Annotated in this window: 17 protein-coding genes; 6 read left to right on the top strand and 11 right to left on the bottom strand. The window is 34.1% G+C overall.

Translation table 11 applies throughout. The features are described 5' to 3' along the window. Nucleotides 1-309 precede the first annotated feature (309 nt). From H3T96_RS11300 to H3T96_RS11255, 10 genes are all read right to left on the bottom strand, one after another. Complete coding sequence (locus tag H3T96_RS11300) at nucleotides 310-1,086, bottom strand: hypothetical protein (protein WP_186279275.1); 777 nt, start codon at nucleotides 1,084-1,086, stop codon at nucleotides 310-312. Between the two features lie 8 nt (nucleotides 1,087-1,094). Next, nucleotides 1,095-3,461 (bottom strand): replication endonuclease, encoded by a 2,367-nt coding sequence (locus tag H3T96_RS11295; protein WP_144092702.1) that lies wholly within the window; start codon nucleotides 3,459-3,461, stop codon nucleotides 1,095-1,097. Between the two features lies 1 nt (nucleotide 3,462). After that, the gene (locus H3T96_RS11290; RefSeq protein ID WP_144092700.1) at nucleotides 3,463-3,648 is read right to left on the bottom strand and encodes a hypothetical protein; all 186 of its coding nucleotides are present in this window, start codon (nucleotides 3,646-3,648) and stop codon (nucleotides 3,463-3,465) included. A gap of 31 nt (nucleotides 3,649-3,679) precedes the next feature. Beyond that, nucleotides 3,680-4,492, bottom strand: coding sequence for a Dam family site-specific DNA-(adenine-N6)-methyltransferase (locus tag H3T96_RS11285; RefSeq protein WP_186279274.1), 813 nt, complete (start codon nucleotides 4,490-4,492; stop codon nucleotides 3,680-3,682). Between the two features lie 63 nt (nucleotides 4,493-4,555). Continuing rightward, complete coding sequence (locus H3T96_RS11280; protein ID WP_144092695.1) at nucleotides 4,556-4,738, bottom strand: hypothetical protein; 183 nt, start codon at nucleotides 4,736-4,738, stop codon at nucleotides 4,556-4,558. Continuing rightward, a complete protein-coding gene (locus H3T96_RS11275) occupies nucleotides 4,728-4,949 on the bottom strand; it encodes a TraR/DksA C4-type zinc finger protein (RefSeq protein ID WP_144092693.1) in 222 nt (73 codons plus the stop codon). The genes H3T96_RS11280 and H3T96_RS11275 overlap by 11 nt, the downstream gene beginning before the upstream one ends. Then, nucleotides 4,942-5,163, bottom strand: coding sequence for a DUF2732 family protein (locus H3T96_RS11270; protein WP_144092691.1), 222 nt, complete (start codon nucleotides 5,161-5,163; stop codon nucleotides 4,942-4,944). Before H3T96_RS11270 ends, H3T96_RS11275 begins: the two co-directional genes overlap by 8 nt. Beyond that, nucleotides 5,164-5,517, bottom strand: coding sequence for a hypothetical protein (locus tag H3T96_RS11265; RefSeq protein ID WP_144092689.1), 354 nt, complete (start codon nucleotides 5,515-5,517; stop codon nucleotides 5,164-5,166). It abuts the gene before it with no gap. Next, the gene (locus tag H3T96_RS11260) at nucleotides 5,492-5,662 is read right to left on the bottom strand and encodes a hypothetical protein (protein ID WP_186279273.1); all 171 of its coding nucleotides are present in this window, start codon (nucleotides 5,660-5,662) and stop codon (nucleotides 5,492-5,494) included. Before H3T96_RS11260 ends, H3T96_RS11265 begins: the two co-directional genes overlap by 26 nt. Then, nucleotides 5,659-5,913: a helix-turn-helix domain-containing protein gene (locus tag H3T96_RS11255; protein WP_144092687.1), complete on the bottom strand. Its 255-nt coding sequence runs from the start codon at nucleotides 5,911-5,913 to the stop codon at nucleotides 5,659-5,661. The genes H3T96_RS11260 and H3T96_RS11255 overlap by 4 nt, the downstream gene beginning before the upstream one ends. A 147-nt stretch (nucleotides 5,914-6,060) precedes the next feature. Here H3T96_RS11255 and H3T96_RS11250 point away from each other — a divergent pair, with 147 nt between their 5' ends. From H3T96_RS11250 to H3T96_RS11225, 6 genes are all read left to right on the top strand, one after another. Continuing rightward, on the top strand, nucleotides 6,061-6,429 hold the full coding sequence (locus tag H3T96_RS11250) for a helix-turn-helix transcriptional regulator (protein ID WP_144092685.1): 369 nt from the start codon (nucleotides 6,061-6,063) through the stop codon (nucleotides 6,427-6,429). 31 nt (nucleotides 6,430-6,460) lie between these two features. After that, nucleotides 6,461-6,853 carry a helix-turn-helix transcriptional regulator gene (locus H3T96_RS11245; protein ID WP_186279272.1) on the top strand — a complete coding sequence of 131 codons (393 nt, stop codon included), beginning with the start codon at nucleotides 6,461-6,463 and terminating at the stop codon, nucleotides 6,851-6,853. 87 nt (nucleotides 6,854-6,940) lie between these two features. Next, a complete protein-coding gene (locus H3T96_RS11240; protein ID WP_144092681.1) occupies nucleotides 6,941-7,273 on the top strand; it encodes a helix-turn-helix domain-containing protein in 333 nt (110 codons plus the stop codon). Between the two features lie 193 nt (nucleotides 7,274-7,466). Next, entirely contained in the window at nucleotides 7,467-7,997 is a 531-nt protein-coding gene (locus H3T96_RS11235) for a hypothetical protein (RefSeq protein WP_144092679.1), read from the top strand. 23 nt (nucleotides 7,998-8,020) lie between these two features. Next, nucleotides 8,021-8,203, top strand: a complete 183-nt coding sequence (locus tag H3T96_RS11230) for a hypothetical protein (RefSeq protein ID WP_086327000.1) — start codon at nucleotides 8,021-8,023, stop codon at nucleotides 8,201-8,203. A gap of 58 nt (nucleotides 8,204-8,261) precedes the next feature. Beyond that, on the top strand, nucleotides 8,262-9,272 hold the full coding sequence (locus H3T96_RS11225; RefSeq protein WP_198248656.1) for a tyrosine-type recombinase/integrase: 1,011 nt from the start codon (nucleotides 8,262-8,264) through the stop codon (nucleotides 9,270-9,272). Nucleotides 9,273-9,857: 585 nt separating this feature from the next. Here the strand turns inward: H3T96_RS11225 and H3T96_RS11220 are convergent. Further along, a complete protein-coding gene (locus H3T96_RS11220) occupies nucleotides 9,858-13,625 on the bottom strand; it encodes a hypothetical protein (RefSeq protein ID WP_039128698.1) in 3,768 nt (1,255 codons plus the stop codon). Nucleotides 13,626-13,963: the final 338 nt, after the last annotated feature.

The following is a 13,963-nucleotide window of genomic DNA, read 5'->3' as shown; positions in this document are numbered from 1 at the left end:
CCAAACCCGCTAAAATTTGGAGGTGAACTAAGCAAGGTTAGCAGACCGCTTTACAGGGAAGACGGCGAGCCTTTCGGCTCCCTCACTTAGCCCACCATTGAAAAGGCGTAGCTAGGCTTTAAGCATAAAAATACCGCTTTGAGCGGTTATGCTCCCCATAAAGTTGCAAGCTGCTAAACTTGGCGCTAGATTTTGCTAGTGCGTTTTTACTATATATCTGTTTTAGTTTTATTGTCAACATGTGTATTAATCCTGTTTTATCCAAACGGTATACAATCCTGAATATTTTTACAAAGTTTAGCTTTGTTTTTATAAATATCGGCTTACCTCCATTAGTTTATATATTTCTTGTTTAAACTCGTCTGCGCTTTTAAATCTTTCATCAGCATTCAATGCCGTTGCTTTTTTGATAATTTTATCTGTAATACTATTACTGTCGCCATTTATTGAGTTCAAATATTTAAATACTTTTCCAACTGAATAAATATCTGTCTGTGCATTTGCTATATAACCTGGTCTTGATTCTGGTGCATAAAATTCGTTATAACATGAATAACATCGATGTAGCGGAATAGCCCAAGAGCTTGGCTCTGATAGCTTTACTTCATTTTCTGAAACGAATATGTTGTGAGGACTGATATTTTGATGGAAAAGACCATATTCATGGCAATGAATTAAAGCAGATAATACACAATAAATAATCCTGTAACGCTCAAGCATTGGGATATATTTAAGCGTTCTTTTTTCTAAAGAAATACAATCAAAATAATCAACATCCAACGCTATATAATCAAAGCCGATCACATCAGTAAATACATTTATTTCATTTATAGTTAGAATGTTAGTATGTTGACTGATTTCTTTTATTCTAAAATGTTTCATATCATCAAGTATTTTCTGAGTTGTAATGTTTGGAGTATCTGCAAAATAAAAAAATCTAACTAATTTACTTTTTTTGGATTTGCGATCATATGTAAAAAAAGTTACATCGTCGCCACCTTTTGAAAGTTCATCTCTTACTATATAACGCCTTAACAATGTGTTTTTAAATCTTCTCAAATATTCTCTTGCATCTCTATTTTTCATCATTACACCTATTTATAGTTGACTAAAATATTTGGTTTTTTGAGCCAATCACTAAATTTAATATTTTTCTTTTCTAAATATTTAAAAATTTCATCTAATAGGTCATCAGATTTTTTTGGTTTTGAATTATCTTTTTTCACCAATAATCTAGGTTTATCGGCAATTTTAGTTTTAGGTGCTGTTACCATGATTTCATCCAATATTTTTAAATATTCCATATTTTTAAGATTTTCTTCGGGATCCGATGTTTTTATTAATAATTTTTCTCGGTCTTTATTTATTGCAACTTTTACTTTTCCACGATTTTTTAATAACTTACAATCACAATCGCTAGAAGAATAAGGCAAATTTAGATAAACTAGATAATTTTCAAATATTTTTACACATAAGTTTTCGTTAAAACTAACCGGATTACCCGCTAAAATTGCATCAATATGTTTTGTATTGAATATAATTTTCCGTTTTTCTAGCTCTTTTTTAATTTTTTGTCGCTGATCGTGCTTTGGTGAATTTTTAACCTCCGTACAGTTATTGACAGAACTCCGAGCGTCGCTATCGCTCCTATTTTTAGAGACGATCGCCCAATTGATCAGACGTGTACAAATAAAAGAGGCTGCGCCAACGATTGGGGAAAATACCCCCTTAATCTTTTTGACGTCTTCCTCAAATTGATTTTGTGCTTCTTCGTACGAAATTCTAACGCGTAAATCTTTGCGCTGTACCATCGCGCCGCCTTGTAATTGAGTGTAGGCCGCCCAGTCGCCTGCGTCTGCTGCCGCAAGCACGGGGTCGATTGCAGGGCTTTCGACTTTTTGACTGCCAAGTCTACGAAGTTCACGCCAAACCGTCACCGGCGCGCCACCGATTTGCTGGAATTGACGAATACCCCAACGGCTAGCCCAAGCCGTTACGTTCTTCGCCATCTCTTTTAAGTTTTGTCCTGTTTCGTCATCGACCTCATTATCAAGTTGATAACCGTCAATATTTTTAGAAATGTACTTAGCAATGTAGCCCGTTGCCGAGCCTTTCTCTTTTTCGATATTTTCAAACTTAAAGCGGGCGTACTGCGCACCTTGTTCGCTGCCGTCTTCTTCTAGTGCGTATGAATACATAATGTTACGAACTTTATCTTTATTTTCGGGGAGCATAAAAACCAATATATGCCAGTGCGGGGTCCCGTCGTGGTGCGGCTCGGCAACTCTAAAGCCGAAGATTTTAATGCCCTCACGGTTTAGTTTAGCTCTTATTTTTGCCCACACTTTGCATAAGTAGCGTTGTGCGTCCCGTGGCGTGCCGCCGTTCCAGTTTTTTACAAAGCCACCTTTGGCATGTACAGCGTGATATTTTGATGGTGCAGTCAATGTTATAAATGCCCCCTCGTAGCCGAATTCATCCGCAATATCTTCAAACCCGCGCATACGAACCATTAATTCGCAACGGCGGATCGCAGGGTTAGCGTTTGATTTATCGACTTGTAAAACAAGCTCAAATTGCTCACCTGTTTCAGTATTTTCTATACATTGATTTTTCAGCCACTCCCGATTTTTCCTTTTTTGCTCTCTCCATTCACCTACGCATGTGCGACTGGCATATGGGCTTGCGGATTTCTGAACTTGTCCGGCAGCAATAGCCAAGTGTTCACGTTGAAAAGCCCATTGTCGCTTTAACTTGCTTTGCCACCAGCTATCATCTGATAATTTTGCTAAGGCGATAACAATTTGCTGTTCACTGATTTCACCTTTTTTATAATCAGCAAAGTAGGGCGCTGTAATTTTTAACGGCTTGAGTTGCTCTAATGCAAATTTATAGATTACTAATTCGTGGCTATTTTCACCCACACAACTTAACTTAAATTCGTCGGTTTCTAAAAATTTGATAATTAGATTGTGCATATAGTCGGCAATCTTTCCGGCAAGCTCTTCAACGTCTATTTTGTCTAAAGTTGGTAATATCGATAGCTGTTTATAGAATTCTTGCGCAAGTAGGCTTTTTCCGGCATTTATTGCGTATTGCTGCTGCACCTCGGTGCAACGAATTAGCCCGCAAGTGCGTAAATAGGTATTAGCAACTTTTGAGCCTTTTTCTTGATACAGCGTTGCGTACTTGCGAGCAAAATAACCACCGATAAACTGTGGAGTATCACAAAAATATGAATGGAAATAATCATATTCATGTGGTATCTGCTCCCAAAGCGGGCGCTCAATAATAGTCAATTCTTTGGGTGGTCTGCGACTGGTTGCGTATTGCGATTTTGGCTGAATATGTTTTGTTGGTAAAAACTTGCCGACGGTATCGTAAAAATCACGCATAGCTAAAAGCAGGGCAGATTTAGCCCTGTTGTTTAGCGTTGGTAGATTTTGCGTGATTGCGGTCATGTTACTTGCTACGTTGTTTATTACGCATCTTTTTAGCCGCTCGGCGAGCTTTTGCTATGCCCGTGGGTGTGTGTGCGGTTTTATTTTTGCCTTTGCCTTTTTTCAATTTCGGCGGCTGCATAACGATCACTAAACGCTTCAAAGAGTTAGCAGCACGTAATAAATATTTACATATATAATTGAACACAGTTACGCCTCCCCAATTTTGATGATGATTGTTAAAGCATATCCGGCGTTAACACGCCAATAATTTCTTTTGCTGGCTGACGATTGCCGCTTGCCGCAACCGACCTTGGTGCGTCGATTTCGTAGATCTCAAAATCATTAAAAATTTCTCTAATTAATGAATTGTTGCTGTTAGAGATAATTGCAGTTGCACCACGTCGAGCAGCCGAAACCAGCAATTGGTGTAATAACGTTGTGGTTATTGAATCGAATTTACCGGGAGTGTAGCCAGTGAATATGTCGTTTTTACTGCCGGAAACGTACGGAGGATCGCAATAAATTACATCGCCAAATCTAGCGCCTGCGATAACTGTGGAAAAATCGGAGCATACTAATTCAACATGCGCTGAATTCAATTTATTACTAAACGCAATTAATTCGGATTTCGGGAAATAAATACTTTTATGTTTACCAAGGGGAACATTAAACTCGCCTTTTGAGTTATAACGACAAACTCCATTAAAACAGTGCCGATTTAAATAAATAAATTCAGCGGCACGTTGTGCGGACAACAGTGGGGTGAAATTATTAAACCGCTCTCTAACATCGTAAAAATCAGGCCGGCTATCAAATAGTGATTTAGTTTCATTTAATAAACTGACGAGGTCATCCCGTAACCATTGATAAACGTTAATTAAATCGTTATTTTTATCGCACAGCACGTAGCTATCATAATTCGTGTTAATAAAAACATTTCCCGCGCCAACAAACGGCTCAATGAACCGTTTTCCATCAGGTAGGTGAGGGAGTAATTGAGGGAGTAGTCGATTTTTGCTACCGACCCATTTTAAAAATGATTTTTCCATGTGCATCTTAAACCTTAAGTTAAGTGTCCGCGTAAGCCGCTTATTTAGTTAAATAAACACGTTTTATTCGGAGAGCCTTGACTCTTCTTCATGAACAATGGTTTTTGGCGTTTTCTTAATGCGTGACGAATCTAGCTTTAGCACTGGTGAAAACCAGTTCTGGCCAAAAATTGCCTTATCAAATTCTGTTTTGCTGAATTGTTGGCGTAGGCTGTCGCGCAAGTGGTGTGGAATTTTAGATCCCATGCCGACGCCTCATTTCATTGATTCGCTGACAGTCGATGCATAAACTGACACCAGGCACAGCATCTCGGCGCGCTTCGGGTATTGGTTCACCGCATTCACAGCAATAACTCGACGAATGCCCATGATAAATTTTTCTGTTCGCGACGAGACTGTCAATCTCATGTTGAGTTAGGTTATTTGCTCGATCGACTACATCGCCTAAATTACGCATTGGAGACGCCCTCATAATGTTGATTGCGCATCGTCTCCGCTTCGTTTTCTAGAAGTTCTGCGGCTTCGCTTGTATTTAAATTATTTGTGCGTATATGAGCCGCCAGTCGAACAAGCTTAGTTGTAAAAACATCACATAACCCGGTTTTTAGTTCATTTTTTGCTTGGCTTAACGCATTTGTTAATGCATCTGTTTTAGATGTAGTAATATTCATTTATGCCACCTTTTTTATTGATTCTTTTTGTTCTTTTTTAAAATCTTCGTGTTCACAAAGTGCAAACGCATTAATGATTGATTGCAGTCTGCGTAAACCAATTGATAAACTATCAAGCTCTTTATCTGACAAATGGTCATAATTCGCAGGCAACGTACATGCAAATCGGCTACCGTCATGGTTATAAATCATTGTTGTAGGTTGTTTTATGCCTGATGCCTCTAATAACAAACGTTTTTGACCGGGTTTTAATCGATTAAATGCTGCTCTAGCTAAGCTCCGTTTGCCGCTCAGGATTTGGTGAAACTCACGCAAAAAGCTGCGATGATTATTGGTGTTTTCTTTGTTTTCCATTTTCATCACCATTTAACCCATTTAATTTGATAACGCTCCCGTTTGGTTTTTCGACCCAGCCGTTAGCGTTGTGTTTATTGGTATTGATATAAATTACTGTCGATATTCCTGCTGATTTCGGACTCAAATAGATAGCGTGGCTCATTGTTCCGCTCCCTCAATGTTGACTACTAGATTACCTTTGTAGCTGGCTGCGCCCTCTAACGTTAAGGCGACCATGTTTATTAGTGGTGTTTCACGACTTGCTGATCCTGCGTTGCTTATCTTCTTACGGATAGGAAGCTCACCGCGTCGAATTTTATTTTTAACCGTTGCCACTGGCATTTTTGCCAAATCGGCGAATTGCTGAGCCGTGACAAATGGGGCAGGTATAGCTATTGCAATTTGGACTGTCATAGTGTTTAATCCTTTAATTAGTGTTTATTTATGCTTATTGGTACTTGATAATTACCAAAATGTGTTTTTATTTAATCTAAGACACATTTTGGTTTATGTCAACACAATTTGGTTATTAATTGGCGTTTTTTTTTAAAAGGTCTCTAAATGGTTAATTTTGACAATTGCAAAAAAGTAGTTAACAGAATGGTTCAAGCTTATAAATTAAAAACAGTTAAAGCTTTATGTGCTCATTTTGATGTTGGTTCAAGCGTGATAACAAATAGAATTTTGAGAAACTCTTTTCCCGCTGAATACGTAATTCAATGTTCACTGGAAACAGGGGCAGACCTTCAATGGTTATGTTCTGGTGAAGGGGATTCAAAAATTGCGGGGATTAATAAAGAAAATAAATCTATTGAACTTTCAAGCGAAGATTTAGAAAAACTGGAACGAATCGCAGCACTAAAAAAGGATAATTTAATCACTGAAAGTGAATATCAATTATTAAAAGGCAGTATTTTTAAGACTAGTTAATTGTGGTTTTGGGAAAAATATGATTTTGCTAATGTATCTTAAGGGCAGAAAAATGTTTTTTGATGATGAATGTAAAAATGTGATTTCAAGAATTGTGAAAAGCTACGGGCTAAACACGATCAAAGCATTAGGCGATAGATGGGGTATTAGTGCTGGTGTTATGGCTAGCAGGGTGCAAAGAAATACTTTCCCTTACGATTATGTTTTAAGGTGTGCTTTAGAAACAGGAGCAAATCCGTATTGGCTTTGCACGGGCGAGGGTGAGCCAAACATCGACAGTATCAAAACAGAAAAAAAATCAATTGAACTATCAAGCGAAGCATTGGAAAAACTAGAACGAATTGCAGCATTAAAAAATAACGGTGCTATTACTGATGATGAATATCAGTTATTGAAAGGGAGTATTTTTAAGAGGTCTCATTAAACTTTATTGGTGTTTACATGATAATTAAGCATCTTTTTGAAAAAGAGGAAGATCAAATTGTTAGAGTTTGATGACTGTAAATCTGTCATGAGCAGAATTAAAAAAGTTTATAAGTTTAAAAAAATAAAAGAGTTGGCTAATTTTTTAGGGGTAAGCCCTAGTGTTCTATCTAGCAGAATTCAACGGAATACTATGCCCGCTGATATAATTTTAAAATGCGTAATGGAAACAGGAGCAAACCCTCAATGGCTTTGCACGGGCGAGGGAGAGCCAAACATCGACGGTATCAAAACAGAAAAAAAATCAATTGAACTATCAAGCGAGGCGTTGGAAAAACTAGAACGAATTGCGGCACTAAAAAGCAGTGGTGCTATTACTGATGATGAGTATCAGTTACTAAAAGGTAATTTAGTTCGATAGCTTGAAAAGTTTCCATTTGTGCTTATATATATTTATATTGACCCTTATTGACTGTTATTAATATCCAATAAAGCGATTTTAATATTGATCGCATATCTGGAATGTGATTTAATAATCAAAGGAAAATAAAACTAATATAGCCTAATAGTAGTTAAGTTATATTTATGCTCTTTAATCATATTGGTATTAGAATATGTCACTTAACCTAAGTCAGGTGTACAGTAATGCTTTGTGTAATTTGCAATTGATTGTTGACAAATTAGATATGGAAGTTGCTGTTGGACCATTTAATAATGATGATTGGCTATTCTTAGCAAGTGGTTACAGCTTGTTAAATTGGGAAAACATTATTACACTTTATGCAAATGAAGAGAATGCAATCGATTTTTGTGTAAAATTTAGAGATAACACAAATAGTGCTCTTTTAGGTGCTTCAATTTGTGTGTGTGATTTAAAAGAAAAAACATTTAATGTTCATTGTATAGAGCGATTTTCTCGTAGTGATGTTAATTGCAAATTAAAGGGAAGAATGGTGTTTCTAGTGTTATCCTTGGCTTTTCTAATGTCATCTTCGATAGAAATAGAGCGTATTAGATTGATAGATGTAGACAATAATGCTATTAGTTTAATTAATTATTACAAGACTTTTTGCTTTGATAGTGACCCCAAAAATCGGCAAAATATGATTGTAGATTTGTCTATCTTAGAAAGCAAGCTAAAATAATTTTATACATCAGAGGTTACAAAATGAAAAAACAAGATTTATCAACAGCTGTAAAGTTTGAAACTCAAGAGGTTTTTATTCGAATGGGTAAAGCTTTGGATGTGTTGCTTAATTTTGTCGATAAACATCCAGAGAAGACTATTTTTCATGGTGATGTCTGTTGTGGTTTAAAGAAATCTAAGTCAACTGGTAAATTGTCAGCATAAGTTTGATATCAACAATTAAATAAAGCCCACTTTTGTGGGTTTTTTAATATCATTAAAAATGACTGTACGCAAAGATCCCAAAACGGGCAAATGGCTGTTTGAAAGATATTTAGAGGGTAGTAGGCGCATTCGCAAAACATTTGCAACAAAAGGCGAAGCACTTGCTTATGAACGTTATATAGAGGAACAAGCTGCTACAAAACCGTGGATTGCTGAAAAGCAGGATCGGCGGAGATTGTCTGAATTAGTTAATACTTGGTACCAATCGCATGGGCAGACACTAAAAGACGGTGAGCGAGTAAAAAAGATATTGGGGTTTATTTGCCAGTCAACTAGCGATCCGCTAGCCAGCGATTTTACTACCAAAACCTTTACAGACTATCGAAAAAAGCGCATGAATGGTGAGCTTTACAGAACGGATTCAGTTAAGACCGTATCATTACGTACATTAAATCTTGAATTGGTTTATCTTCGGGCTATGTTTAATGAATTGTCGAGGTTAGGGGAGTGGGATCGCCCGAATCCCGTTGAAAATATCAAACAGTTTAAAACTGATGAATCAGAAATGGCTTTTTTATCTAATGAACAGATAAAATCCTTACTAGATGAATGCACTAATAGCAACGTTAGCAATCTGCTATTAATGGTGAAAATTGGATTATCTACAGGGGCGAGGTGGTCAGAAATAGCTAACCTAAAATTATCACAGATAACACCTTATAAGATAACCTATACAAAAACGAAAGGGAGACGCAACCGAACTGTACCAATCACAAAAGAGCTATACGAGCTAATACCTAAAAATAACAGTAAAATATTTTGCGGTAGTCATGAGCGTGCTTTTGAAAGAGCTATCGAAAGGGCTGAAATTGAGCTACCGAGCGGGCAATTAACGCATGTATTGCGTCATACTTTTGCCAGCCATTTTATGATGAACGGTGGTAATATTTTAGTGTTACAAAAAATACTTGGGCATACAGATATTAAGACCACAATGCGATACGCTCACTTAGCTCCCGATCATCTAGAAGAAGCAACCACATTAAATCCTTTATCTAATATAAAATAAATGGCGGTAAAATGGCGGTAGAGCTGATTTATATTAGTGTTTATTGTTACTTATTACAATTTTAACTAATTGATTTTTAATTAAGTTATTGTTTTTTAAAAGACGATTGCAGGATTCAAAATCCGCCGCCCTTAAAAGCGTGTCGGTTCGAGTCCGACCACTGGCACCACATACTCTATACTATTCAACAAAAATCAACAAAACCTTTATTTTCAAGCTTTCAAGAGATTTGTTTGTCTACTGTTGTCTTTTGAATTTACTGGGTATCAAGGAATAAACTGGGTGCAAAACTGGGTATTTTTTGATTCGATTTTAGTTGGTATCTATAAAAGGGGCTCAAATTATTGGTACTTAAGGAATTAAGAGGATTGTGGTTAAAATTATAGCTATAAAGCCGTCTTTACGGCTGTTTGTGGCAAAAAAATATTATTAACGTTTATCATATTTTAAAAGAAGTTTTTAAAATTCATGCCTGAATAAAACTATTCAATAACCACTCGTTATCACGGGTGGTTTATTCTAGCCCAGTTTCAAAGTTAACTATAACTATAACTATAACTAATGTAGCTATAAGCGCATAGATGGTTACATGTTCTTTTTTAACCATTCATTTAATGCATCCACTTGAACAAAATCAATATTTGTTTCATATGGTGGATTTCTTAACCACCAATAAATATTTCTACTTACATATAGATTAATTATTCTAGGTTTATCTTCGTTAGAATCATCCCATTGAAGTAGTTTTTTAATATGATACAAATTACTTTCGAGAAAATCATATCTACGGATAACTTTTCCAATTTGCCCTTTATCAGTTGCTTTTCCTTCACGACCAAAAATTGTTTCTCTTAATCTTTTGAGATCTTTTATGCAAAAATAAGGTTTATTGTATTTACACTCAATCATTATCCAAATATTCTTTTCAGGTAAGTATGCTAAAGTATCAAAATCACCAACATCTTCAAATTTCTCGTTAGGAAATCTTCTTTTAAAGTCAATACCATGTTCAACATAAGATGTGAATCTCTTCACTATTTCAGTCGATTTTATTTCTAACTGTTTTTCAATACTTTCCTTTATAATTCGTACTTGTTGATTAACATTTTTCCAATTGAAATCCGCAGGTAAATAGCCATTAATGATATTATTTTTCCAAATAGTTAAGGCTCTATTTACAGCTCCGGCTCCCCAATAAATATTTTCATCTGATTTTATTAAAGGTTTTATATTATAATGAGTCCCTCTTTTATTATGTTCAAAAATAGGAACATCAGAGCAGGCATCTTGGCGACCTAATAGGAAACGAATTTCATTTGGTTTTAATATTAAAAAATTGATTGCTTTCTCAAGTTCTTTGTCATTACTTTCTGATTCTATAAATTTTTTTATTATAGTAATTATATTATCTATTGTTGCACAATAAGTAAGTTCTGGTTTAAGTTCATTGCATCTAGCCCATTTTTGAAGAATTTCTAAAACATGTAATAATGTGAAATAATTAAATCCAAGATCTTTCATAAAAGAGCGATTTAATTCTTTAAGCATCTTGTCAGAAATATTAGCTTCAACTGTATCAGTAACAGTTAGATCTATGCCTAGTTTATAATTAGCCTGCTCTTTAAAAAATATTTCTACTTTTTCAGCGATATCTTCAGAAAAAAATACTTCTGGAATGTAGTGACTGTTAATTCTTATACCACCAACATCAATATTATAATGCAAAATATCACTAGTTTTGTATAAAACAATTAACCAATCTATATCTGCTAATAATTGTTGAATATCTTCTTTAGTTGGTATGATTAAGTTTGTGGAACTTAAACTCAATGTACATTCTAGTAAATATCGATAATTTCGAGATTGTTGAATAAAATCAGAATCTTCCTCAGTTAATTTCTCTGCTCTATCATAAGTTACCTTATGCTTTAAACTCATTTTCATTCTATTTTGTAAAATATAATCTTCACTAATGTAAGCATCGTATTCATTCATAGCAAATAACCATAATGATTTGGGATCATAACACAAAATTTTGCTATGTACCTTTTTCCGTTGAATCTCGGAAATTATGTCGATGATTTCTTTAGCCACATTTAATTGATATAGTCCTTCTGATATACCTTGCTCTTTAACAATTTCAGCAAGATGTTTTCGAGCTAATAAATAGTGTTTTGGTTCAGGGATAATGGGTTTTCTTTCTGGAGTATCAAATCCTTTATCAAATTTGGATAATGTTATTCTAAATGGTTGTGTTGAAGTTAATTTTATTTGTTCTTTAATATTCAAAGGATAATCAATATTGATTAAAGGAGAAAGCACATCAAAAAATTCATCACATAGCTCAGCTTGAACACTTGCATCAGTGGCGGACCATAGTTTGTATTGGAACAATGGTAATTGAATCTTTAATAGTAGTTCTATTGAGGTTTCTTTTTTGGTAATAATTTTTAATTCATCTAATAATGGACTAAGTTTATTGGGCTGACGAATGTCATCTTTCTGAAAAATAATATTATCGTAGTCAATATCACATTTTACTGATATTTTTTTTAGCTCGCCAAAGCTAATACTATTTAGTATATCTTTTCTTTGGGAAAATGCATCACAAATACACTCTAAAAATAGTTCTAATAATCGACCGTTAATTGAATCATATTTGATTAAATTTTGAAAATCAGTGTAAAAATGTATTGTCGAATGATTTATTTGAGTTGACCAAGAAATAAATGGTTTATCTTTGCCTATTAAACCAATATTTCCTTGGTATTGCGAATAAGGATACCATTTCATAGTACAAGTAGGAAAACTTAGCGGCATAGCTTTCCAATATTTTTTTAATTCATCATATCGCCAGTTTGATCCCCCATGAGGATCAAGCATAATTAGAGAAGGTTCAATCGCTCCAGAAATTAATACAGAACAACTCTTTCGAAAAGCGGAAAATAAATCTATGGTAAAATTATACCCAAAAAATATTTGTCGTTCGTATTTTTCCTTAAATAAAATAAATTCTTCAAATTCATCTATATTTACAAACGAATCAAATAGTGAAATAAAATCAGTTAACGGCAAAAATTGAAATATTTCTTTTAATTCTGGTAATTCAACATCAGTATAACTTGTAGATAAATTAGAATCGATAATAACAATTCTAATATTATTGATAGATGGGCAATCACCATGCTTGTTATTTATTTGCAATACATTATTAGATGGACATAATAATGCCCATTCACCATTAGATATTAATACAAAAACATCATAAATCAGCTTATCAATATTATCAGGCTTATGAATATCTGAAGTAATAAAAAAGTAAATCTTTTTTTTCCCTTTCACTATACCAGAAATTGTATAAGGCAATACTTTTTCCCTGTCGCAAAATTTAACTGTTTCATTAATAATATTATTCATTGTATATGATAAAAAGTCACATATAGAATTTGCGAGATTAACTGTCAACGTTTTTTTGGCATAATACTCAATAATTACATTAACCATATTTCTAAATGATAATGGATAACGTTTTCCACCTATTTGAACGGCAATAGCTGGTACAGCAACTCCAGTCATAATTAGCTTAGATAATTCGTCTTGATTACTAATTATTTTCACATTTCCACATGATTTGACAAATTCTTTGTTTATTTGCAAATGCTCTAAGATGTGGCTCATACCCAATAAAACTTTTTTACACTCAACCCAAAATTCTTTTGTAGGTATTTCAATATGACCTATACAATTTATTTTCTTATGATTTTTTATACATGAGTGATTGAAATGAGAGAAAAAATGATCATGCATCACTAAAACATTTTTCATTTGTTCCCAACTAGCTGGATATTCTGAATATTTTAGTTCAAATGCTTTTATGTAATCTGGTAATCTCTCAATCGTACCACCATAAAATATTTGATAGTTACTATCCTTATAATGATACTTTATCTCACCCCAATCTTGTTCAGGGATATAATCTTCTAGCATAGGAAAAGAAGGTAAAGTTGAATAAATCTGATTTAGTAAATGTTCAAAATCAGTATAATCTTCAACTTTATAGGCTGAAGTGAATTGCTCTTCTTGCATAGATAAAAATAAATTCAACATAAATATATGTTTGACTTGACTTGAAATGTTTGGTAACCACAATTCTGATATGCTCAACGATAAAAATATATCTATAGATGAATATTGAGAAAAAAGAGATATTAAGCGTGGGATGCTATCTTCAACTGATATGCGAGATTTAACGAACCTTGGTAATTCATCATATTGTGCTATATTGTTTAACGGAATATTATTAACACGTTTTTTTTGTTTTTTTTCTCGTTTTAACCTAGATTTCTTCCCCATCATATATTCCTTTTTCTTATAATATCATCATGCTTGAATAAGCATCTATCAAACAGTCATTCTTAACTGAATATCAATATGTTAATAGTTTTTATTTTAATTACATATTACATCAAATAAAACTGAAATAGATAGTATTTCTCAAACCTGTCTCAAAGTTAATTTCTATATTTCATATCTCTAAAATAATTTTCTCATAGCTCCTTTATTTTTTAATATCCTGTAAGATCTTTGTAACGCTTTCTATTTTTGCCTGATCCTCGCCAAAATATTAGACAGTGCCCACCTCTATCATTTTTTCATTTTGGTAATATTGTTGTTCATATTGTTCAGGTGAT

Source organism: Gilliamella sp. W8136, from assembly GCF_016101285.1.
In the GTDB taxonomy this organism is placed as follows: Bacteria; Pseudomonadota; Gammaproteobacteria; order Enterobacterales; family Orbaceae; genus Gilliamella; species Gilliamella apicola_N.
The sequence above is the reverse complement of the archived record's forward strand: the minus strand, read 5'-3'. Positions and strand labels throughout refer to the sequence as shown.

Bases quoted from the DNA above. Each gene is read 5' to 3' on its own strand.
- H3T96_RS11220 (WP_039128698.1), bottom strand. From the start codon at position 13,625: ATGGGGAAGAAATCTAGGTTAAAACGAGAAAAAAAACAAAAAAAACGT.
- H3T96_RS11225 (WP_198248656.1), top strand. From the start codon at position 8,262: ATGACTGTACGCAAAGATCCCAAAACGGGCAAATGGCTGTTTGAAAGA.
- H3T96_RS11275 (WP_144092693.1), bottom strand. From the start codon at position 4,949: ATGCGTAATTTAGGCGATGTAGTCGATCGAGCAAATAACCTAACTCAA.
- H3T96_RS11235 (WP_144092679.1), top strand. From the start codon at position 7,467: ATGTCACTTAACCTAAGTCAGGTGTACAGTAATGCTTTGTGTAATTTG.
- H3T96_RS11265 (WP_144092689.1), bottom strand. From the start codon at position 5,517: ATGGAAAACAAAGAAAACACCAATAATCATCGCAGCTTTTTGCGTGAG.
- H3T96_RS11280 (WP_144092695.1), bottom strand. From the start codon at position 4,738: ATGGGATCTAAAATTCCACACCACTTGCGCGACAGCCTACGCCAACAA.
- H3T96_RS11295 (WP_144092702.1), bottom strand. From the start codon at position 3,461: ATGACCGCAATCACGCAAAATCTACCAACGCTAAACAACAGGGCTAAA.
- H3T96_RS11245 (WP_186279272.1), top strand. From the start codon at position 6,461: ATGTATCTTAAGGGCAGAAAAATGTTTTTTGATGATGAATGTAAAAAT.
- H3T96_RS11260 (WP_186279273.1), bottom strand. From the start codon at position 5,662: ATGAGCCACGCTATCTATTTGAGTCCGAAATCAGCAGGAATATCGACA.
- H3T96_RS11285 (WP_186279274.1), bottom strand. From the start codon at position 4,492: ATGGAAAAATCATTTTTAAAATGGGTCGGTAGCAAAAATCGACTACTC.
- H3T96_RS11240 (WP_144092681.1), top strand. From the start codon at position 6,941: ATGAGCAGAATTAAAAAAGTTTATAAGTTTAAAAAAATAAAAGAGTTG.
- H3T96_RS11255 (WP_144092687.1), bottom strand. From the start codon at position 5,913: ATGACAGTCCAAATTGCAATAGCTATACCTGCCCCATTTGTCACGGCT.
- H3T96_RS11300 (WP_186279275.1), bottom strand. From the start codon at position 1,086: ATGAAAAATAGAGATGCAAGAGAATATTTGAGAAGATTTAAAAACACA.
- H3T96_RS11250 (WP_144092685.1), top strand. From the start codon at position 6,061: ATGGTTAATTTTGACAATTGCAAAAAAGTAGTTAACAGAATGGTTCAA.
- H3T96_RS11270 (WP_144092691.1), bottom strand. From the start codon at position 5,163: ATGAATATTACTACATCTAAAACAGATGCATTAACAAATGCGTTAAGC.
- H3T96_RS11230 (WP_086327000.1), top strand. From the start codon at position 8,021: ATGAAAAAACAAGATTTATCAACAGCTGTAAAGTTTGAAACTCAAGAG.